Annotated in this window: 21 protein-coding genes; 14 read left to right on the forward strand and 7 right to left on the reverse strand. The window is 54.9% G+C overall.

The features are described from left to right. Window positions 1–52 precede the first annotated feature (52 nt). The 3 genes from ACR0J2_RS13340 to ACR0J2_RS13350 form a co-directional block, all read right to left on the reverse strand. Entirely contained in the window at window positions 53–1039 is a 987-nt protein-coding gene (locus tag ACR0J2_RS13340) for an ABC transporter permease (protein WP_174818509.1), read from the reverse strand. A 2-nt stretch (window positions 1040–1041) separates the two neighbouring features. Further along, window positions 1042–2637, reverse strand: coding sequence for a sugar ABC transporter ATP-binding protein (locus ACR0J2_RS13345; RefSeq protein ID WP_480812864.1), 1596 nt, complete (start codon window positions 2635–2637; stop codon window positions 1042–1044). A 105-nt stretch (window positions 2638–2742) separates the two neighbouring features. Further along, on the reverse strand, window positions 2743–3414 hold the full coding sequence (locus ACR0J2_RS13350; protein ID WP_480812865.1) for a GntR family transcriptional regulator: 672 nt from the start codon (window positions 3412–3414) through the stop codon (window positions 2743–2745). Between the two features lie 106 nt (window positions 3415–3520). Between ACR0J2_RS13350 and ACR0J2_RS13355 the strand changes: the two genes are divergently transcribed. From ACR0J2_RS13355 to ACR0J2_RS13415, 13 genes are all read left to right on the forward strand, one after another. Next, a complete protein-coding gene (locus tag ACR0J2_RS13355) occupies window positions 3521–4390 on the forward strand; it encodes an SMP-30/gluconolactonase/LRE family protein (RefSeq protein ID WP_480812866.1) in 870 nt (289 codons plus the stop codon). A 26-nt stretch (window positions 4391–4416) separates the two neighbouring features. Continuing rightward, window positions 4417–5451: a sugar ABC transporter substrate-binding protein gene (locus ACR0J2_RS13360; RefSeq protein ID WP_117868122.1), complete on the forward strand. Its 1035-nt coding sequence runs from the start codon at window positions 4417–4419 to the stop codon at window positions 5449–5451. 84 nt (window positions 5452–5535) lie between these two features. Further along, window positions 5536–7059 (forward strand): sugar ABC transporter ATP-binding protein, encoded by a 1524-nt coding sequence (locus tag ACR0J2_RS13365; protein ID WP_117868124.1) that lies wholly within the window; start codon window positions 5536–5538, stop codon window positions 7057–7059. After that, on the forward strand, window positions 7056–8057 hold the full coding sequence (locus ACR0J2_RS13370) for an ABC transporter permease (protein ID WP_050606102.1): 1002 nt from the start codon (window positions 7056–7058) through the stop codon (window positions 8055–8057). The genes ACR0J2_RS13365 and ACR0J2_RS13370 overlap by 4 nt, the downstream gene beginning before the upstream one ends. A 1-nt stretch (window position 8058) precedes the next feature. Beyond that, complete coding sequence (locus ACR0J2_RS13375) at window positions 8059–8847, forward strand: SDR family NAD(P)-dependent oxidoreductase (RefSeq protein ID WP_480812867.1); 789 nt, start codon at window positions 8059–8061, stop codon at window positions 8845–8847. Window positions 8848–8869: 22 nt separating this feature from the next. Then, a complete protein-coding gene (locus ACR0J2_RS13380) occupies window positions 8870–9364 on the forward strand; it encodes a lactoylglutathione lyase family protein (RefSeq protein WP_108861949.1) in 495 nt (164 codons plus the stop codon). After that, entirely contained in the window at window positions 9357–10388 is a 1032-nt protein-coding gene (locus ACR0J2_RS13385; RefSeq protein WP_480812868.1) for a C-terminal binding protein, read from the forward strand. The genes ACR0J2_RS13380 and ACR0J2_RS13385 overlap by 8 nt, the downstream gene beginning before the upstream one ends. 12 nt (window positions 10389–10400) lie before the next feature. Beyond that, window positions 10401–11090: an RraA family protein gene (locus ACR0J2_RS13390; protein WP_010437256.1), complete on the forward strand. Its 690-nt coding sequence runs from the start codon at window positions 10401–10403 to the stop codon at window positions 11088–11090. After that, window positions 11071–11991, forward strand: coding sequence for a 2-dehydro-3-deoxygalactonokinase (locus tag ACR0J2_RS13395; RefSeq protein ID WP_480812869.1), 921 nt, complete (start codon window positions 11071–11073; stop codon window positions 11989–11991). Before ACR0J2_RS13390 ends, ACR0J2_RS13395 begins: the two co-directional genes overlap by 20 nt. Then, the gene (locus ACR0J2_RS13400) at window positions 11988–12614 is read left to right on the forward strand and encodes a 2-dehydro-3-deoxy-6-phosphogalactonate aldolase (RefSeq protein WP_480812870.1); all 627 of its coding nucleotides are present in this window, start codon (window positions 11988–11990) and stop codon (window positions 12612–12614) included. The genes ACR0J2_RS13395 and ACR0J2_RS13400 overlap by 4 nt, the downstream gene beginning before the upstream one ends. After that, window positions 12611–13312 carry an SDR family NAD(P)-dependent oxidoreductase gene (locus ACR0J2_RS13405; RefSeq protein WP_480812871.1) on the forward strand — a complete coding sequence of 234 codons (702 nt, stop codon included), beginning with the start codon at window positions 12611–12613 and terminating at the stop codon, window positions 13310–13312. Before ACR0J2_RS13400 ends, ACR0J2_RS13405 begins: the two co-directional genes overlap by 4 nt. Before the next feature lie 9 nt (window positions 13313–13321). Further along, window positions 13322–13840: a 2,4'-dihydroxyacetophenone dioxygenase family protein gene (locus tag ACR0J2_RS13410; RefSeq protein WP_170596888.1), complete on the forward strand. Its 519-nt coding sequence runs from the start codon at window positions 13322–13324 to the stop codon at window positions 13838–13840. Beyond that, window positions 13821–14234, forward strand: a complete 414-nt coding sequence (locus ACR0J2_RS13415) for a methylglyoxal synthase (RefSeq protein WP_117868137.1) — start codon at window positions 13821–13823, stop codon at window positions 14232–14234. Before ACR0J2_RS13410 ends, ACR0J2_RS13415 begins: the two co-directional genes overlap by 20 nt. Window positions 14235–14258: 24 nt before the next feature. Here ACR0J2_RS13415 and ACR0J2_RS13420 read toward each other — a convergent pair whose 3' ends face one another. The 4 genes from ACR0J2_RS13420 to ACR0J2_RS13435 form a co-directional block, all read right to left on the reverse strand. Continuing rightward, window positions 14259–15404 (reverse strand): alpha-hydroxy acid oxidase, encoded by a 1146-nt coding sequence (locus ACR0J2_RS13420; RefSeq protein ID WP_480812872.1) that lies wholly within the window; start codon window positions 15402–15404, stop codon window positions 14259–14261. 45 nt (window positions 15405–15449) lie between these two features. Next, complete coding sequence (locus tag ACR0J2_RS13425; protein ID WP_480459664.1) at window positions 15450–16712, reverse strand: TRAP transporter large permease; 1263 nt, start codon at window positions 16710–16712, stop codon at window positions 15450–15452. Between the two features lie 31 nt (window positions 16713–16743). Beyond that, window positions 16744–17229, reverse strand: coding sequence for a TRAP transporter small permease (locus ACR0J2_RS13430; protein ID WP_170347550.1), 486 nt, complete (start codon window positions 17227–17229; stop codon window positions 16744–16746). A gap of 78 nt (window positions 17230–17307) precedes the next feature. Then, window positions 17308–18306 (reverse strand): TRAP transporter substrate-binding protein, encoded by a 999-nt coding sequence (locus ACR0J2_RS13435; protein WP_480812873.1) that lies wholly within the window; start codon window positions 18304–18306, stop codon window positions 17308–17310. A gap of 114 nt (window positions 18307–18420) precedes the next feature. Here ACR0J2_RS13435 and ACR0J2_RS13440 point away from each other — a divergent pair, with 114 nt between their 5' ends. Further along, window positions 18421–19092: a GntR family transcriptional regulator gene (locus ACR0J2_RS13440; protein ID WP_170596893.1), complete on the forward strand. Its 672-nt coding sequence runs from the start codon at window positions 18421–18423 to the stop codon at window positions 19090–19092. Window positions 19093–19097 lie beyond the last annotated feature (5 nt).

Raw genomic sequence — 19097 nt, forward strand, 5'->3', positions numbered from 1 at the left:
GTCTCCCTGTTTTGGATCTTTGGTTGTTGTTGAGTTTTGGAAAGCTTCGGGATTAGCCCCGTTTGCTTCGGATCAGCATGTCCAAGGCGACCGCTGTAACGAGTACACCGCCGATGACGATCATCTGCCAGTAGATCGATACAGCCAGCATCGTCATAGTGTTGTTGATCAACGCAACGAAAACGACGCCGAGGAAAGCACCAAGAATAGTACCTTCGCCGCCGCGTAGAGATGCGCCACCGATGACAGCCGCTGCCAGAACCTGAAGTTCGATACCGTTTCCTGCCGTGGGCGTGCCGCTCATCAGGCGGGAGGCCAGCAAAACACCCGCCAAAGCAGCCAGAATACCGGTCAGTGCGTACAGAATGATACGTACGCGTGTGACATGGATGCCTGACAACATCGCGGCCTTTTCATTGGCGCCGATGAAATAGACCTGACGGAAAAAGCGCGTATGGCGGACGGCCAGGTCAAACAGAACGACGAGCAGAATGGTGAACAAGACGATTACCGGAAAGCCGCCTATGTCAGCTTTGCCGATCCAGGCAAATGATGCCGGCAGGCTTGAGACAGAAAAACCTTCGGTCAGGACAAGAGCGATGCCTCGCGCGATCGACATCGTGCCGAGGGTCGCGATAAGCGGATTGATCCCGAGGCCGGTCACGAGCAAACCGTTCACTACCCCGACAATTCCACCCAACACTAATCCGCATACCACAGCGAGCGGAATTGGCATGCCAGTCAAAAGCAGCATGGCTACGACGGTAGAAGACAAAGCCATAACCGATCCAACGGAAAGATCGAACCCGCCGGATGCAAGTAGGATCGCCATACCGATCACGATGATCGCGGTGGGGGCCATGCCCACGGCCACGGCTCGAAAGTTCGAGAAGCTGAGGAAATAGGGATTAACGTTGGACATCACGATGATGATGGCGGCGATCAGAACGATCAGCGTCAGTTCACGAATATCGACAAAAGCTTGTAGAACACGGCGCAGCAGCGGACGCTTCATGGGCAAGTTGGCTTGAGCGGTCATGGTCACGTCGCGACTCCTGATTGATTGGTTTGGGGTGCGTCCACAATTGGAACGGAATTTCCAGCGGCCATTTGAAGAAGCGTGGTTTCGGTTGCCTCAGCGGCTGCGATGTCTCCCATGAGGTGACCGTCGTGGACGACAAGGATGCGGGTCGAGAGAGAGACCAGTTCGGGAAAATCGGATGACACGACGAGGATGGCCATTCCCTCGGCTGCTCGACGCAAAAGTTCCGTGTGGATTTGGAATTTGGCTCCGACATCGACCCCTTTTGTGGGCTCCTCAATGATCAGAAGAGCTGGCGCGCGTTTGAGCCACTTGGCCAACATAATCTTTTGCTGATTGCCCCCTGAGAGATCACCAACAAGTTCGTTAATCCCGCTGGTTTTGACACTGAATGCGTCAATGGCTGTTTGGCTGGCTGCTTTGATCGAGCCCGAACGCATGAACCCAGCAGACGCATGATCGGAAAGACTGGCCGCGATCAGGTTGTCGCTGAGTGATTGTTCCAGAAAGAGGCCTTCAGTCTTGCGCTCCTCGGGAACAAACCCGACCCCAGCACGCATCGCCTGCCGCAAGGACGCAAAGTTAACAGGCTTGCCGTGCAGTCTGATCTCCCCGGTCGCGCCATGCATCAACCCGACAATCGATCGAACAATCTCGCTGCGGCGAGCGCCCATCAACCCTGCCATCCCTACAATCTCTCCGGCTTTAATGGAGAAAGAAATGTCTTCGAATTCATCTGGATGGGTTAATTCTTGGACATGCAAAACCTCTTCGCCGTTAACCTTACCTGACCGCGTGACATCACCGGGGTGAGCGCCGCCGATCATCTCGGCGACGACTTGTTCCTGAGAAGTTTCCGAAACCGGTAAAGTGCTGATGTGGCGCCCATCTCGCAAAACGGTAATGCGATCCGAGATCTGGAAAATCTCGGCCATATGGTGGCTGACATAGACGATGCCAATCCCTTTCTTTGTCAGGGACTTTAGGACTTCGAATAATGCGTCTACTTCGTCGGGTGCCAATGCCGATGTCGGTTCATCCAGCAAAAGGACGCGGGAATTCAACGACAGAGCCTTGGCGATTTCAACAATCTGGCGGGAGCTGATCGGCAAGTTTTCCACGGGTGTTGAGACGTCGATATCCAGACCGAATTCCGCCAGCAACGCCTCCGCTCGGCGGCGCAGTTCGGGCCAGTCAACTACGCCGAACCGGGTGGGTACGCGGCCCGCGTAGATGTTTTCTGCAACAGAGAGCGCGCCAGCGAGGCTGAGCTCTTGGAAAACACAGCCGATGCCCAGGGATTGCGCATGCGACGGGCTTTCGACCCGCTGTTCCTTGCCGTCGCACAGGATACGCCCAGCAGAAGGTTGGTGAAGTCCATAAAACAGGCCGAGACAGGTGGATTTTCCGGCGCCGTTTTCCCCGCATAGCGCGTGAACTTCGCCGGGTCTCAATTCAAAGTCGACGCCATCCAAAACAATGTTCGTGCCGAAGCTTTTGCCAACCCGATCCAGCTGGATCAGTGGCTGTAGCCCCGGTGAGTCAGGTTTCATTGCTGGCGTCATACAAGCTTCCTCCCGCCTTTTGATTGGCATCTGATATCTCAGATGTCAACTGAAAAAGAAAAGACCGTGAGGTGCCCAAAAGAAAGGGGCGGCGCCGTTCTGGCCCGCCCCCGTCACAACGAAGCTACGTTTTTGCTAGGATGCGGTCGCTCCTTCGAGGACGATGGCGGCGCTTTTGTAGGCTTGTCTGGTGCGGTCAATATGCGCTGTGAGAAGAGATTTGATTTTGGCCATGTCACCTTCGCTAACGGCAATAGCGATTTTCGAATGCTCGTCGAAGGAGAGCTCAGTATGCTGTGGCAGCTTCGCCAAATGGGTTCGCAATGCGGCAATCTTACCGATGTAGCGTGTATAGCTGGCCGTCAGATAATCGTTACCGGCATGTTCAAAAATCAACTGATGAAATGTGGTATCCAGTGAAAGGTAGCCCTTTTCATTACCTCGCCTGCGTTCCTTCTCCATGTCCTTCACGACACGCTGCATGTCGCTGGCAAGACCTTCCGGGTTCCGTAACAACGCAAGTTCAAAGGCGGCAGTTTCGATAGCCTGTCTGAAATCGCAGATCTGAGTCACTTCCGGCTCAGACAGCGAAAAAACGCGTGCGCCTTTTTGAGGCTCGATACTGACCAACCCTTCGTCACGTAATTGAGCGAGTGCTTCGCGTACTGGCGATTTTGATACGCCCAGCTCTTCGGAGATTTTTCGCTCCGACAAAACCTGACCCATTTTCAGGGAGCCATCGATAATACTATTCCGCAAATGTTCCAGTGCGAGTTCACGCAAAGACTTGGGTCTCTCAAGCGCCATCTGAGGATATCTCCAAAAAAAGGTGTTGCCAGATGCAAGATATCTGATACACCAGATTAGGCAAGCTGGTATATCAGATATCAGAATGTATTTGGGAGATCAAAAAGTGCGCGCAGAGTTGGTCGTCGATTGTAAGAACCAGCACGGGGAAGGGATTTTCTGGAATCCCGCCGATGGTCTTGTCTGGTGGACCGATATTGAAGGCTGTGCGCTTTGGTCATTTGATCCTGCAACGTCAGACACCGCCTCTCATGAGATGCCGGAGCGCGTGTGTTGCTTCGCGCCGCGCGCGTCTGGCGGTCTGATTGTTGCTTATGCGGATCGAGTTGTCTTGTTCGATTCGCCGAATAGCGAGCAAACCCTCGTGGCACGATTCGAGCCGAACAACCCAGAAACACGGCTGAACGACGGGCGAACCGATCGCCAGGGGCGATTGATTGTCGGAGGCATGAATGAAGTTTCTGGTAACGCCGACTCGTCGGTCATCTGCGTAGATAAGGATTTGAGTGTACGGACGATTATCGAAGGAGTGTCTTGCGCCAATTCGACTTGCTTTACGTCCGACGGTGAGACGATGTTCTTCGCCGATACCCCGGATCGGGAAATCGTCGCATTTGATTACGACACCAGCAGTGGAACCGTTTCGAACCCTCGGCAGCACGCTTCTTTTAATGATGAACCTGGCTTGCCTGATGGGTCCTGTGTTGATGCCGAAGGGGGTGTCTGGAATGCCGAATGGGAAGGCCATCGCATTGTTCGAGTCGCACCTGACGGCACGATAGATCGCGTGATCGAGGTGCCTGTCTGGAAGCCCACCTGTTGCGCTTTTGGTGGCCCTGATCTCGACACGCTGTTCATCACGACCTCAAGGCTGATGAGTGACGAAGCAACTTTAACAAAAGAACCGGAATCCGGCGGCCTCTATGCTGTGAAACCCGGCGTTCGTGGCGTGATCGACGCGCCATTCAAAGGATAACCAACGAAATTCTGGAGGAGAAAACTATGTTGAAAACGCTAATGACCACTACGCTTGCCGCAGGGTTCGCCACGCTGGCAACGGTCGCTCTGGCGGAAAATTATCCAGCGCCGGTTCCACTTGAGGACGGGGCACAAGCGCCGATCGATGCGATAGAACCCAAGAACGAAACGTTCCGGATCGCGTATATGCCGCCGGCGACCGAGTTCAACTACTACATCGCCATCGGTGAAGGCATCAAAGCGGTTGCTGCTGAGGCCGGGGTCGAAGTGTTCATGCTTGCGCCCCAGTCCGGTGCGGACATCAACGGCCAAATGGGCATGATCCAGGATGTGCTGACGCAGGACGTGGATGCGATAATCTTTGGAACACACGATGAATTTGCTGCGGCACCACTGCTGAAGCAGGCCGTCGACAAGGGCATGGCAGTTCTGATGATCAACTCGGACATTCCGAACTTCCCGACACCCATTCATGGCGTTGTCGGGTACTCTCAGCGCAACGGCACGCATGCTATCGCTGACTGGGCCATTGAGACTTATGGCGATAAACCGTTGAAGGTCGGCATTATCGAAGGGCAGCCTGGCTATCACTCAACCGAGCGTGTGGGTGGCTTCCTCGATGGTATCGAGGGCAACGAAAACTTCGACGTTGTGGTGTCTATCGACGGTAAATGGAACGTTGAGGGCGGCAACACTGCTGGTATGGACATCCTGCAGTCGAACCCCGATCTCGACATGATCTTCGCGGCGAACGACTACATGATCATCGGGGCATCCTTTGCTGCGAAGGCACTTGGCCGCAATGACATCGTTCTTTTGGGTAACGATGGCGACACGTCCGGCCTTGAAGAAATTGCGGCTGGCAACATCACGGCAACCGTCAACACCTCACCGTTTTTGATGGGTAAGGCGGCTATGCACGCAACCATTGATGCGCTCAACGGGTCCTATCCCGGCGGCTGGATCGAAACGCCCACATCAATTGAAGACAAAGACGGTGCGATCAACGTGCTGCAAGAGCCAGAAAAGCTCTTCCCGCAGCCGTCCAAAGAGTACTGAGCTTTCTCCCCGCTTCCCGGTGGCGCGTGCGCGTGCTGCCGGGTCGCAAACCGACCGAGTTTCACTTTTGTCGAGGCAATCGCAATGACACCCGCAACGCCACTTTGGGAGTTTGTCGATATCACCAAGGCCTATCCTGGGGTACTGGCGAATGACAAGGTCAGTATCCGGCTTATGCCCGGTTCCATTCATGGGCTGCTGGGTGAAAACGGCTGTGGCAAGTCGACTATGATCAAGACACTGTCCGGCGTGCAGCAACCCGATAGCGGTCAAATCCTGCACAATGGCAAGCCGGTCACGATCAGCGACCCGCAGGCGGCACGTGAACTGGGCGTCGCAACAGTTTTTCAGGAATTCTCTATCGTGCCCACCTTGTCGGTTGGCGAAAACATCTTCCTTGGCAATATGCCTCGGTCCCGCTTTGGCGTGATCGACTGGGCCAAGGTCCACAACGAAGCCGCGCGCGTTTTGGCGGAAATGGATGTCGATGTTTCTCCCGAAACGATCACCGGCTCGCTATCGGTAGGCGAGCAACAACTGGTCGAGATTGCGAAAGCCGTCGCGATGGACGCCCGCATGATCATCCTGGATGAGCCAACGGCGGCATTGGGTGAAGATGAAATTGAACGCCTGCACCAGTTACTGCGCAATATGCGTGAACGCGGAACCGCTATTCTCTATGTGTCGCACAGGCTGGATGAGGTTGAACGGATCGTTGATGAAGTGACGATCCTGCGCAACGGCTGTGTTGTGCGTGCAAGTGGCGAGACCAAGATCAACGTCTCTGAAATTGTCAGCGCAATGGTCGGTGAGGACATTGGTGAGCACTATCCCAAGGAGCAGAACGCGACCAAGGATGTTGTGCTGGAAGCGGCAGGTCTGGGCACCAATTCGGGCGTGAAAGATGTATCGTTCTCGTTGCACCGGGGTGAAGTTCTGGGCTTGGGTGGTGTATTGGGCAGTGGCCGCACAGAGATTGCCCGCGCCCTATTCGGGACAGATGAGCTAACCGCCGGGCAGATATCACTGAACGGCAAACCGGTTCGCTTTCGCCGGGAAATTGATGCGATCCGTGCGGGTTTGGCTCTTGTTCCAGAGAACCGAAAGTTTGACGGGTTGTTCTTCAATTTCCGCGCAAGCGGGAACGTAACCGCAGCCTCCCTCGGCGGGCTTAGTCGGTTCGGCGTGTTGAATCTCAAGGCGGAAGAGCAAGCCACCCATGACCTGATCCGCGATTTGGAAATCTCGACCCAGGCTGAGGAAAAGACGGTCAACTTCTTGTCTGGTGGTAATCAGCAGAAGATCGTGATTGCACGTTGGCTGTTCTCAGCTTCTGACATCCTGATCCTTGATGAACCGACGCAAGGGATCGATATCGGCGCTAAGATCGCTGTTTACAAGCTGATTAACAGGCTCACGCGGGCGGGAAAATCGATCATTCTGATCAGTTCAGACCATGATGAGTTGCTTGCGATGAGCGATCGAATTGCCGTCGTGCAGCACGGAACGATAGTGCGCACGGTCGATGCATCCGACCTTACTCATGACGACCTTGTGCGCGCATCCGCCGACACTCCTCAATCCAAGCCTAAGGAGGCTTTCGCATGAAGCGGATCTTTGACACCCAGTTGATCGGACCATTTGCAGCAATGGTGATCGTCGCACTGATCGTGGCACTTACGACGGAACGCTTCCTGAACCCGGGTAACCTTTCAAACCTGTCCCTACAGGTAAGCATCGTGGCCTTGATCGCAATCGGGTCTACTATCGTGATCTTCGCTGCGGGCATCGATCTGAGTTCCGGGTCTATGGTGGCGTTGCTGACCATGATCCTTGCGCAGATGCTGAAATTTGTTGGCATTCCACTGGTACTGGCATTGCCACTCATTCTTCTCATGGGCGGATTGCTTGGTCTGTTCATTGGGCTGATAACAGCCTACGGGCGTATCCCGTCTTTCATCACAACATTGGCAGCGTTGATTGCCTTCAGGGGCCTTGCGCTGACCTTCAACAATGGATCGCCGATCTTTTCGCTGGATCCGGCGCTGGAGCCAATATTTTACGGCAAGCTGTTCGGCGTTCCGATGCCTTTCTTCTACCTCGTGTTCTTCTACGTCCTTGCCGCGTTCACTATGAACTTCACGAAACTCGGCCGTGAGATCTATGCCGTGGGTGGCAACCCAGCCGCTGCCGTTCTGACGGGCATCAACGTACGTAAAGTTCAGACGACGACATTTGTCATCGCAGGTTTCATGACTGCGGTTGGTGCGATCCTGATGTCAGCGCGCCTCAACTCTGGTTCACCCAACTATGGCCAGACGCTGGAACTGCAGGCCATTGCCGCTGCTGTAGTTGGCGGAGCCAGCCTTGCAGGCGGCCGCGGCAACATCCTCGCCACGCTGATGGGGGCGATGACAATCGTTATCGTCCAGAATGGTTTGAACCTGAACGCTGCGCCATCTTCGGTTCAGAACATCGTGCTGGGCCTGATCATTCTGTTGGCCGTCGGCATAGACATGTGGCGCGCGGAAATTTCGGGCTTGATGGGTCGAATGTTCGGTCGCCCTTCATCGCAGCAGTCATCTAACGTTAAGAAGGAGGCCTGAGATGGATCTGGGGCTCAAAAATAAGCTGGTTCTGGTGACTGGCTCAGGTTCCGGCATCGGCAAAGCCACTGCCCGGGTCTACCTGGAAGAGGGCGCGCGGGTCATCGTGCATGGCCTGACCGAGGCGGAAGTGTCCGATTGCGTCGACGACCTATCATCTTTGGGCGACGTTGAGGGCATTGCGGCCGACCTAACCAAGACCTCAGATGCAGAAACACTGGCGGATTTTGCGCGAGCTCGCGGTGCCGTAGACGTTCTGGTGAATAATGTCGGCATCTTTTCGGTTAAGCCGTTTGAGGATCTCACGGATGACGACTGGATGCATTACTTCAACATCAATGTCCTGTCCGCCGTTCGGATGAGCCGAATTTTCCTGCCTGACATGCTTGGCCGGGATAAGGGATCTATCATCAACATGGCCAGCGAAGCGGCAGTGAAACCACTACCTCAGATGGTGCACTATTCTGTCACTAAAACTGCCATGTTAGGTCTAACACGTGGCATGGCAGAATTGACAAAGGGGACAAAAGTCCGGGTTAACTCGATCCTGCCTGGCCCAACCTGGACCGAAGGTGTCGAAGCCTATTTTGACGGCCTCGCCGATCAAAAGGGTGAGCCGCTCGACGCGATCGTAGACAATTACTTCAAATCAGATGAGCCCACATCGCTCATACAACGCTTTGTCCAACCAGACGAAGTCGCCCGCATGATCGTCACGATCTCTGCAAGCACAGCCTCCAATGGTTCTGCGCATCGGATCGAAGGCGGCATCGTTCGCAATATTCTTTAACTGCTAACTGGAGGAGCCTGCTATGGCCGCTCTTACTTTCTCTCACATTGGCATCACAGTTCCCGACCTGGAAAAAGCCGTGGAGTTTTATTCCAAGGCATTCGGCCTGTACGTGCTGATGGAACCAACTGAAATCCTGCATGACGAAAGCGCCATCGGTCAGATGTGCGACGATGTGTTTGGGGAAGGTTGGGGAAGCTTCCGTATCGCGCACTTGTCAATGGGCGACGGTGTTGGCATCGAATTGTTTGAGTTCCCGAAGACCGTCGAAGAAGAACGCCCGTTTGAATATTGGCGGCGTGGCTTGTTTCATTTCTGCGTACAGGACGAGGATCTGGAAGGTCGCATCAAGGTTATCGAAGACCTGGGCGGACGCCAGCGCATGAGCCAAGTGCGCAAGTATTACCCAGGTGAAAAGCCTTATCGCATGGTCTATATGGAAGACCCGTTTGGCAACATCTTCGAGCTCTACAGCCACTCGTACGAATTGACCTATTCGGCGGGTGCTTATGACTGATCGCGCCGACTTTCCCCCCAGAACGGACAAACCCAAGGTTGTGATAACCGATTACGACTTTGGTGATGTTGCCGTTGAGACGGAAATCCTGGAAGCCGCAGGAGCCGAGGTGATCGCGCTTCAGGCCAAGCGCCAGGAAGACCTGTTTGATCTCGCGCCGCATTGCGCAGCGATGATGAACCAATATGCCCGGATCGGGAAAGAAACGATCACGCGGATGCGAAACTGCGAGGTCATCGCGCGCTATGGCGTAGGCGTGGATATCGTGGATGTCGGCACGGCGACGGAAAAAGGTATCCTCGTCACCAATGTGCAAAACTATTGCACCGAGGAGGTCGCCGATCATGCGATTGCCCTTTGGCTGACCCTGGCGCGCAAGTTGCCTGACTATGATCGGGCCACTCATGCAGGGATCTGGAAATGGCAAAGCGGGCAGCCGGTCTACCGTTTGCGCGGGCGGACGATGGGTGTCGTCTCGCTGGGTAAAATCGGGCAAGCCATCGTGGCGCGGGCGCAATCTTTCGGGGTTACGGTCATCGCCTACGACCCGTATTTGCCAAGAGAAGTCGCGGCAAAGATTGGGGTCGAGCTGGTGAGCAAGCCCGAATTGCTGGCAAGGTCCGACTATATCCTGATGCAGGCGCCGATGACGCCGAACACGCATCACTTTTTGTCGGATGCCGAATTCGCGGTCATGAAACCCGGTGCGATACTCGTGAACACCGGACGCGGACCAACGGTCGACAACAAAGCCCTATTCCGGGCGCTGACCGAAGGCCATCTGGCCGCTGCAGGGCTCGACGACCCCGAAGAAGAGCCGGCCAAGCGCGCCAACTGGACGCCTGATGACAACCCGTTGTTCACACTGCCCAACGTGCTCGTAACGCCACATGCGGCCTACTATTCCGAGGAATCCATAAACGCAGCGCGGGTCACCGCGGCCACTCAGGTGGCCAAGGTCCTGACAGGGCAAAACCCCGACTATACCGTCAATGCCGACGCATTGGCCGTATCTACCGCATAACAGGAGACTAGAATGCCAGACGTCAGCACGGACCTCAGGGTTTTCAATGATTTTGAAAGAAACCCGGAACTTCTCAAAAAATTCGACAAGGTGTTGGAGGCGTACTCTGCTGCTGCCATTTTTGCGGATGTTCAGTACCGAACAGGCGTGATGGACAGCGCCATCAAGCCCGCTTTCCGCGCCAAGGTGACAGGCCAGGCCGTGACGGTTCAGCTTTCAAAAGGCGATCTGGTCGACCCATTGCGAGCGCTTGAAATGGGACAACCCGGGGACGTGATCGTCGTGGACGCGGGTGGTGATCGTCAAACTTCAGTCTGCGGCGGTTTAATGGGTGGTCTGGCCAAGAACCGTGGCATTCGCGGTATGATTGTCGATGGCACTGGGCGTGACACAGATGAGTTGGAAGATATCAACTGGCCGATTTGGACGCGCGCGATCACGCCGCGCGGAACGCACACGATGTTCTCGGAACGTAAAGAAGAACTTTCGATCAATGTGCCAATCGCCTGTGGGGGCGTCGTGGTAAACCCCGGAGATTTCATTGTAGCTGATCTTATGGGCGTCGTTGTGGTTCCACAGGATATTGCCGAAGAAACCGTGCGCCTTGCTCAAGAGCAAGCTGACCGTGAGGAGGAAACCCGTAAATGGGTGGCCCAAGGCAAAACCGTTGAGGATCTGCTGAATGAATTCGGTCGCATCTGAGCCAGCGCTGATCGGCGTAGATTGGGGCACTTCATCGTTCCGTGCATTTCTCATTGGTGCGGAGGGCGACGTGATCGATGGGGTCTCGTCGCCTGAAGGTATCATGCAGGTTGCGGGACAAACCTTTGAGGCGGTCCTTGATCGTCTCATCGGCCCTTGGGTCGCCAAGGCTAACCTGCCGATCCTGGCATCTGGCATGATCACCAGCCGCAATGGCTGGGTAGAAACGCAATATGCTGAGATGCCGCTGGGTGCTGGCGGTCTTGCGCGAGCGTTGGTCCCGCACGAAGCGGCCAACGGAGCGCGTATTCATTTTGTGACAGGTGCTTCGACAGAACATGCCGGAGGACCCGACGTAATGCGCGGCGAGGAGACCCAGATCATCGGGGCATCTTCGCTAGGCTTGAGCGAAGGTATGTTCGTGATGCCGGGAACGCACAGCAAATGGGTTCAGGTTGCGGACGGGAAGATCGTGGATTTCTCGACTTACATGACGGGTGAGATCTTTTCGGCGCTGAAAGAACACACAATCCTTGGCACCTTGATGAAGGAGGACGCTTTCAGCGAAGACGCATTCGAGATGGGCGTCAAGGCAGGCCTCAGTGGTGAGTCGAACCTGCTGCACAGCCTGTTTCATGTCCGGACGCTTCCTCTTATGGGCAAAATACCAAAGGTTGCTACGGCCGACTACTTGTCGGGCTTGTTGATCGGGACCGAGGTTGCCGCCGCGACCGGCGAAGTAAAAGACTTCGGCACGATCACTGTTGTTGGACGAAGTGATTTGTCTGACCGATACGAAATAGCGCTTCGAACTGCTGGTTTCGACAGCCGTCGCGCGCCTGACGATATCGTTGCGAAAGGGCATTTTCTGATTGCTCGCGCTGCGGGGTTGGTTGGATGATTGACCTCACCGCAGCTCTTGCCGAGAACCCGCTGATTGCGATTTTGCGGGGGCTGGCACCAGAAAATGCGCGCCCGGTGTCTGATGTACTCTTCGATGCCGGGTTTCGGATAATCGAAGTGCCACTCAACTCACCGGACCCGCTGGAATCGATTACGCAGATCGTTGCGAAACATGGCGCTCAGACCATCGTCGGCGCTGGCACAGTGTTGACTGTGGATCAGGTCGCGGCGGTTGCTGATGCAGGCGGGCGGATCATCGTGTCGCCCAATATGAACCCGGATGTCGGGCGCGCGGCTGTCGCCCGTGATCTGTTTTGGTGTCCGGGTGTCATGACCCCCTCCGAGGCCTTTACGGCGTTGGATATCGGAGCATCGGTCCTCAAATTCTTTCCGGCGGAAATGGTGCCACCAGCTGCCATTGCTGCCATGCGCGCCGTATTGCCTGCAGACGCAGTCGTCGCTGCGGTAGGGGGCATAACGCCGGATACGATGGCGTCGTATCATGCCGCGGGTGCAGATGGATATGGGCTGGGCTCTGCACTATTCAAACCGAGCTATACATTGGATGATATCGGCAGGCGCGCGCGCGCCTTCACCAGTGTATTGGAGGAACTTGGATGAAACAGGTCCTTGTAACGGGCGGTACGCGAGGGATTGGTGCGGGTGTTGCACGTACGTTGGCAGACGCAGGTTGGTCCGTCATTGCCGCATCCGCCTCCCAATCCGAAATGGATGCATTCGAGCCTCAGGACGGGATCAACGTGCAGCTCTTGGATGTCACCGACCAGGCGTCCATCAATGATGTATTCGGCGAACTCACGGGTCTCGATGCCTTGGTGAACTGCGCAGGTATTCTTTTGCGTGGCGAAGAATATGACATCGACGTCTTCGCCAAGGTGCTCGATGTGAATCTGACAGGCACCATGCGCTGCTGTCTTGCCGCGCATCCATTGTTGGCTGAAGCGAGTGGGGCCATCGTCAACACCGCCTCTATGCTCAGTACCTTTGGTGGGCCTTTGGTTCCGGCGTATTCCGCTTCTAAGGGCGGCGTGGCACAGTTGACCAAGGCGCTCGCAGGTCGCTGGGCCGAAGACGGTATCCGGGTCAATGCCATCGCGCCGGGTTGGATTGAGACAGAGATGACCCAGGGCCTTCGGGAAGACCCTGAACGAACGGCGGGGATCATGGCGCGTACGCCAATGAAACGCTGGGGGAAACCCGAAGAAGTTGGTGCGCTTGTGCAATGGCTTTTGAGTGAAAACGCCAGTTTTGTGACCGGATCGATCTATCCGGTCGACGGCGGCTATCTCGCTATGTGAGGAAAATCTATGAATGACGATGACACCGCCCGAATGCCATATCAATTGCCATTCCCCAAGGATGCGCAAGACGAGATCGTGATCCCGAATGCCATGAGTGAGGACGACAGACTGTGGGTTCCGCAGGCAGAGAACGTCTGGTTCCGACCGCTCTGCCTGAACCGCTCGCAAGGTTATTGGATGAACCTTCTCAAAGTACGCAAAGCTGGTGTTCTTTCGCGGCACCGCCATCCACAGCCAGTCCACGGCTTCGTCCTGAAAGGGCGCTGGCATTATCTGGAACATGATTGGGTTGCGGAAGAAGGGGGATATGTCTTTGAGCCGCCGGGTGAGACTCATACCTTGGTCGTTCCCGACGATGTCGAAGAGATGGTAACCTATTTCCAGGTCAATGGCGTGATGTGCTATGTTGATCCGTGGGGCGAGGTTACTGGCTACGAAGATGTCTTTACCAAGATTGATCTGTGCCGAAAACACTTCGCGGAAGTCGGTCTTGGAGAAGATTACGTTGAACAGTTCATCCGGTGATGCGCCGCGTTTCGCCCTCGTAGCCCATGATGCGCGAAAGGACGAAATCGTTGAATGGGTGGGTCTGCAATTGGCCCGCTTGTCCAGAGTACAAATCTTTTCGACAGGGACCACCGGCAGCCGCATTAAGCAAGCCTATCCACAACTGGATGTGACCTGCCTGAAAAGCGGACCACTCGGAGGCGACCAACAGATCGGCGCTATGATCTGCGAAGAAAAACTGGATGCATTGATTTTCTTTGTCGACCCTCTCTCACCCATGCCACATGACGTCGACGTTAAGGCTCTGACCCGTCTCGCAACGGTATATGATCTGCCAATGGCATGTTCGCGCTCAACTGCGGATCTGATCGTCAAGGGGCTGATTGACGAGGATGAAAACGCGCCTGCGTGATACGCCACGCGCCGCAAGCGCCGATCAGCTGGTTCTCAGAAGGTGCTCTGCCAGACTGCCGAGGTTTTCGCTACCAAGCTGGCTCATGTTGGCCTCAATGTCAGCTTTCAGGATGTGAACGAGATGGTCGATCCCTCGTGCTCCGAACGCTGCAACAGCATATTGAAAGGCGCGCCCGACCATGACGAAATCTGCACCTTTCGCCAGGGCACGCATGATGTCCAATCCCCAGGCAACGCCAGAGTCGTAGATCAGTGGCACATCTATACCGACCGCCTCGCGGATGTTCGGGAGTTGGTCAATCACGGCGGGCCCGGCTTCGAATTGACGCCCGGAGTGGTTTGAGACCCAGATGCAATCCACGCCTTCGGCCACCATTTTTTGCGCGTCCTCCGGCCGCAGGACACCCTTGACGACCAGGTGGCCCTCCCATTCCTGCCGCAGTTCGCGCAGGTAGTCCCAATCTGGAATCCCACGGATCAGAGCGCCTGCATGAGTAAAGCTTTCTCGCCCACGCGCGGGGACGTAATCGTCAAAGAACCGCATGCGTGGCATGATGCCCTCGCGCAGATGCGCAAGACACCAGGCGGGTCGTGACGCCATTTCTGTCAGCGTGCGCAGGTCAGCTTTTGGAGGCACGGTCAAGTTGGCGCGGCGTTGTCGTTCGCGCCGGCTTTCTTCTGGTACGTCCACCGTGATGATCAGCGTATGAAATCCCGCTGCCTTAATCCTCGGCAGCATGGCGCGACGCAGATCGCCGGAGTTCACCGGGTAATGCTGAAACCATCCGTTTTTTCCAATGTAAGGTGCCACATCCTCCGGTGAAGCAACCGCCACGCTGGACAACGAAAACGGAATATTGTGAGCAACCGCAGCCTTTGCAAGCATCCGCTCTGCTCCTGCCCACATCAGGCCGGACATACCTACCGGTGCTATCCCGAATGGCAGATCGTAAGTTCTACCCATCAATGTAGTCTGTAGGTCGGCCTTTGTTCGGCCGCATAGTACACGCGGCATGAATCCGATGGCGTCAAGTGCGTCCCGGTTGACCTTCAACCCCAGCTCCCGGCCGGTCGCGCTGTCGAGGTATTCGAAGGCAAACTTCGGAATGCGCTTTTGTGCGGTTTTCCGAAGGTCTTCTATCGACGGGTGGGAAAGGTCCAGATCCATCCGGGTCCTCTGTTCTTTGTCTAACGTTTGAAGCTCCTCAGTCGGTCACCAAAGGGATGGCAGGGCCAAGGAAATTGCGGGCACATAGGTGATGAACATCAACAAGATCAGCATGCCGACAAAGAATGGCAGGATCGCCCGGCTGAGGCTTTCGATGGAAACCTTCGAAATGGTACTGGCCACGAACAGGTTCACACCCAATGGCGGTGTGCAGAACCCAATGGCCAGGTTGACCGTCAAGATGACACCAAAAACGATCGGATCGACACCCAGCGCGGTTGCAACCGGCAGCAGGATCGGCGTCATGATGATGATCGACGAAATCGTCTCCATGAACATGCCGATCACCAACAACAGCAGATTGATCAGCAACAGGATGATGATTGGGTTGTCGGACAGGCTGGTGATCGTTGTTGCGAGCTCTGTCGGGATTCTTGCGAGCGTGATCAACCTGCCAAAGGCGGTCGCCATGATCACCAATATCAGAATGGTCCCGCTGGTCTTTGCACTGCCCGCCAAAACCTCTGGCAGGTCCTTGAGGGTGATGTCGCCATAGACGAATATGCCGATGAAAGCGGCATAGACTACGGCCACGGCACCGGCTTCGGTTGGGGTGAAGATACCGCTGTAGATGCCCCCAAGGATAATTACCGGCACCAATAGCGCCCAGATGGAAGACCGGAAGCTCTGCCAGACGCCCGGGCCTGAGAACGTAGTCGTCGATTGCTGAACAACCTCGTCCTTTCGCAGCAGAACACGAGCGACCAACATGAACATGAGGGCAAAAAGGATGCCAGGAACAACGCCTGCAAGAAACAGTTTGCCGATCGAAACCTCGGCAGTAACACCATAGATGATGAAGGGAATACTTGGCGGGATCATTACACCGATCATTCCTGAGGATGCTGTCAATGCGCCGCTGAATTTGCGCGTATAGCCGACCTTTTCCATCTCTGGGATCATGTTCGACCCGATGGCGGCTACGGTCGCAGGAGATGAGCCGGATATGGCTGCAAAAAACACACAGGCGAGCACGTTCACATAAGCCAGCCCACCCCGGATATGACCGATCAGCGCATTGGCAAATCCAACCAGTCGGCGAGACATTCCGCCGTGTTGCATCAGGTCGCCTGCCAATATGAACAGAGGGACAGCAATTAGAGGAAAGGAGTCCGCGCCTGTTACCACCGACCGTGCCAGAAGAACCATGGGTGGTGTGCCATCTACAAAGACCATCACGATCATAGTGGCCAAGCCCAGACAGATGCCAATAGGCACGCTGAAGAGCAACAGGGCAAAGAGCGTCAAGAAAAGCGTTGTTGCAAGCATGCAGGGTTCCTCACGCTTTGGTTCCTGCGATCAGACGCAGGGTTCGGAACAGATGTTGAGTGACGCGGATCGCGGACAGGCCCGCGCCAATCGGCGCCGAAGCATAAAGGATCGGAATCGGTAGCCCCAAAACGACCGAAGTCTGGCTGGCGACAAAAGGCTGTCGGATAAGCTTGATGCATTCAATTGTCAGAACGATCAGAAATCCAAGGACAAGAAGCGCGATCACAACATCCGCGTAAAGCCTTGCGCGCTCGCTTAGGACATCACGCAGGACCGTGATACGCACATGATCGCCTGTGTGGAATGCATAGCTGACACCAAGCCAGACAAACCATACAAACAGCCAAAGCGTTAGCTCTTCGCCCCATGAAAGAGAGGCATTCAGAATGTAGCGCATGAACACATTGCCAAAGATCAACAAGACAATCGCGGCCAAAAGTGCACTGGCTAAGACCTTTTCGGCATTCATATCGATCCATTTGATAACCGACACCGTTCACCTCCCCTTGAACGAAAGGGGCACCCGAACCTTAATGGCACGGGTGCCCGTATTGGCTGAGTAGTCCGAGGGTCAGCTTCCGCTCGCTTCGGAAACCGCTGCTACCCAGTCGTCATAGGCTTCGGCGCCAACCTCGTCGCGATACTGCAGACGGACGCTTTCGGTTTTGTCTGCAAAGGCTTGTCGCTGCTCGGCAGTCAGTTCCAGAATCTCGACACCAGCAGCACGGATCTGTTCCAGCTGTTCCGCATCTTCGCTTGCGACCAGTTCCGCCTGATAGTCACGTGCGGCGGCCATCGAGTCCCGCACCAGTTGCTGATGCTCTGCGGACAGCGAGTCAAAGAACGGTTTGGAGATGACCGGCATATAGACCGCAAAGACATGGCCCGTGGTCGAAAGGTATTTCTGCACCTCGTAGAAACGCTGTGATGTAATGATCGCCAGGGGGTTTTCCTGGCCGTCGATCACGCCTTGCTGGAGAGCAGAATAGACCTCACCAAAGTTCATTGGCGTCGGGTTGGCCCCGAGCGTCTCGAAAGTCGCCACATGCGCCGGAACCTTCATAGTACGCAGCTTAACACCCTCAAGATCTGCGGGGGTTGCAACCGGACGGACATTGTTGGTCACATTGCGTACACCCAATTCAAGCCAGCCAAGACCTACCAATCCCTGGTTTTCGACCCGTGCAAGCATGCCATCACCAGCATCACCATCAAGAACATCAAAGGCGATGTCCTTGGAGGAATACATGTAGGGCAGTTCAATTACTGCAAAAGCCGGATCCCAGCCCGCGAAGAAAGAGGAAGGAGGAATGGCCATTTCCAGAACGCCGGTTTGAACACCTTCGATCATTTCGCGATCAGGGCCCATCTGCGACGAAGGGAATATCTGTACGTCGATCTCACCATTCGAGCCAGCTTCGACCAGTTCTTCAAATTTCAGTAGCGCGCGATGCATATGAAACGCTTCTGCTGCGCCATGCCCAACCTTAATGACTGTTTCAGCGGATGCTGCAAAAGCAAGCCCGGCTGACATGACGACGCCAAGCGCCATTGTTGATTTCTTGAACAAGGTTTCCTCCCATGGATTTATTTTTCGATCTATTATCTGAGATATCAGATATAATATAGAAATCAAGCTTACTTGTGCTATTGTGTTAGAGAGACGAAATAGGACGAAGTGAAAATGACCGAGATTTTGCAGATTAAGCGACCGGATTCTTTGAGTAAAACTGCTGAAGAGCATATACGAAAAGGCATTATCAATGGCACGTTTCAATTGGGTGAATCGTTGCCGGAAGTGAAGCTGTCAAATGCCATGGGCATCAGCAAAACTCCGATTCGCGAAGCGCTATCGGCTTTGAATCTTCAGGGGCTCGTTCAGATCTTTCCTCATCGAGGAGCGTTTGTATTCTCTCTTTCTCAAGAGGACGTGGTGCAGCTTTGCCAGTATCGGCTCATCCTAGAATCTGCAGCTTTGGAGCAGGCGCTTGAAAAGAACCCGTCGGTTCTGATCAATGAGCTGGCTACAATTGTTTCTAAGATGTCAGAAGCGCAGGAAGCGGATGAATTCGAGCAGTATTTGGAACTTGACGCCGAGTTTCACGACGCGTTTTTCAGGTCCTGCGGAAACAGTTATCTGCGGGATGGATATCAAAAAGTCAGTGATATCGTCCAAACTATGCGGACACATCTGTCCAAGCGTTCCAATCGAACGAAGAAATCTTACAAGGAACATCAAGCGATCACATCGCTATTGGGCGAGGGTAAAGTAAAAGCAGCAACGAACACCCTCAAACGTCAAATCACTCGCGGTGAGCGTTCTTATTCCGATTTGGTTGGTCTGAAGCAAGTATAGTTGTT

It is taken from the genome of Ruegeria sp. CG4 (genome assembly GCF_056537185.1).

Excerpts from the sequence above, each read along its gene's own strand:
- ACR0J2_RS13340 (WP_174818509.1), bottom strand. The coding sequence starts at position 1,039 with ATGACCGCTCAAGCCAACTTGCCCATGAAGCGTCCGCTGCTGCGCCGT.
- ACR0J2_RS13345 (WP_480812864.1), bottom strand. The coding sequence starts at position 2,637 with ATGCCAATCAAAAGGCGGGAGGAAGCTTGTATGACGCCAGCAATGAAA.
- ACR0J2_RS13350 (WP_480812865.1), bottom strand. The coding sequence starts at position 3,414 with ATGGCGCTTGAGAGACCCAAGTCTTTGCGTGAACTCGCACTGGAACAT.
- ACR0J2_RS13360 (WP_117868122.1), top strand. The coding sequence starts at position 4,417 with ATGTTGAAAACGCTAATGACCACTACGCTTGCCGCAGGGTTCGCCACG.
- ACR0J2_RS13365 (WP_117868124.1), top strand. The coding sequence starts at position 5,536 with ATGACACCCGCAACGCCACTTTGGGAGTTTGTCGATATCACCAAGGCC.
- ACR0J2_RS13370 (WP_050606102.1), top strand. The coding sequence starts at position 7,056 with ATGAAGCGGATCTTTGACACCCAGTTGATCGGACCATTTGCAGCAATG.
- ACR0J2_RS13375 (WP_480812867.1), top strand. The coding sequence starts at position 8,059 with ATGGATCTGGGGCTCAAAAATAAGCTGGTTCTGGTGACTGGCTCAGGT.
- ACR0J2_RS13380 (WP_108861949.1), top strand. The coding sequence starts at position 8,870 with ATGGCCGCTCTTACTTTCTCTCACATTGGCATCACAGTTCCCGACCTG.
- ACR0J2_RS13385 (WP_480812868.1), top strand. The coding sequence starts at position 9,357 with ATGACTGATCGCGCCGACTTTCCCCCCAGAACGGACAAACCCAAGGTT.
- ACR0J2_RS13390 (WP_010437256.1), top strand. The coding sequence starts at position 10,401 with ATGCCAGACGTCAGCACGGACCTCAGGGTTTTCAATGATTTTGAAAGA.
- ACR0J2_RS13395 (WP_480812869.1), top strand. The coding sequence starts at position 11,071 with ATGAATTCGGTCGCATCTGAGCCAGCGCTGATCGGCGTAGATTGGGGC.
- ACR0J2_RS13400 (WP_480812870.1), top strand. The coding sequence starts at position 11,988 with ATGATTGACCTCACCGCAGCTCTTGCCGAGAACCCGCTGATTGCGATT.
- ACR0J2_RS13405 (WP_480812871.1), top strand. The coding sequence starts at position 12,611 with ATGAAACAGGTCCTTGTAACGGGCGGTACGCGAGGGATTGGTGCGGGT.
- ACR0J2_RS13410 (WP_170596888.1), top strand. The coding sequence starts at position 13,322 with ATGAATGACGATGACACCGCCCGAATGCCATATCAATTGCCATTCCCC.
- ACR0J2_RS13420 (WP_480812872.1), bottom strand. The coding sequence starts at position 15,404 with ATGGATCTGGACCTTTCCCACCCGTCGATAGAAGACCTTCGGAAAACC.
- ACR0J2_RS13440 (WP_170596893.1), top strand. The coding sequence starts at position 18,421 with ATGACCGAGATTTTGCAGATTAAGCGACCGGATTCTTTGAGTAAAACT.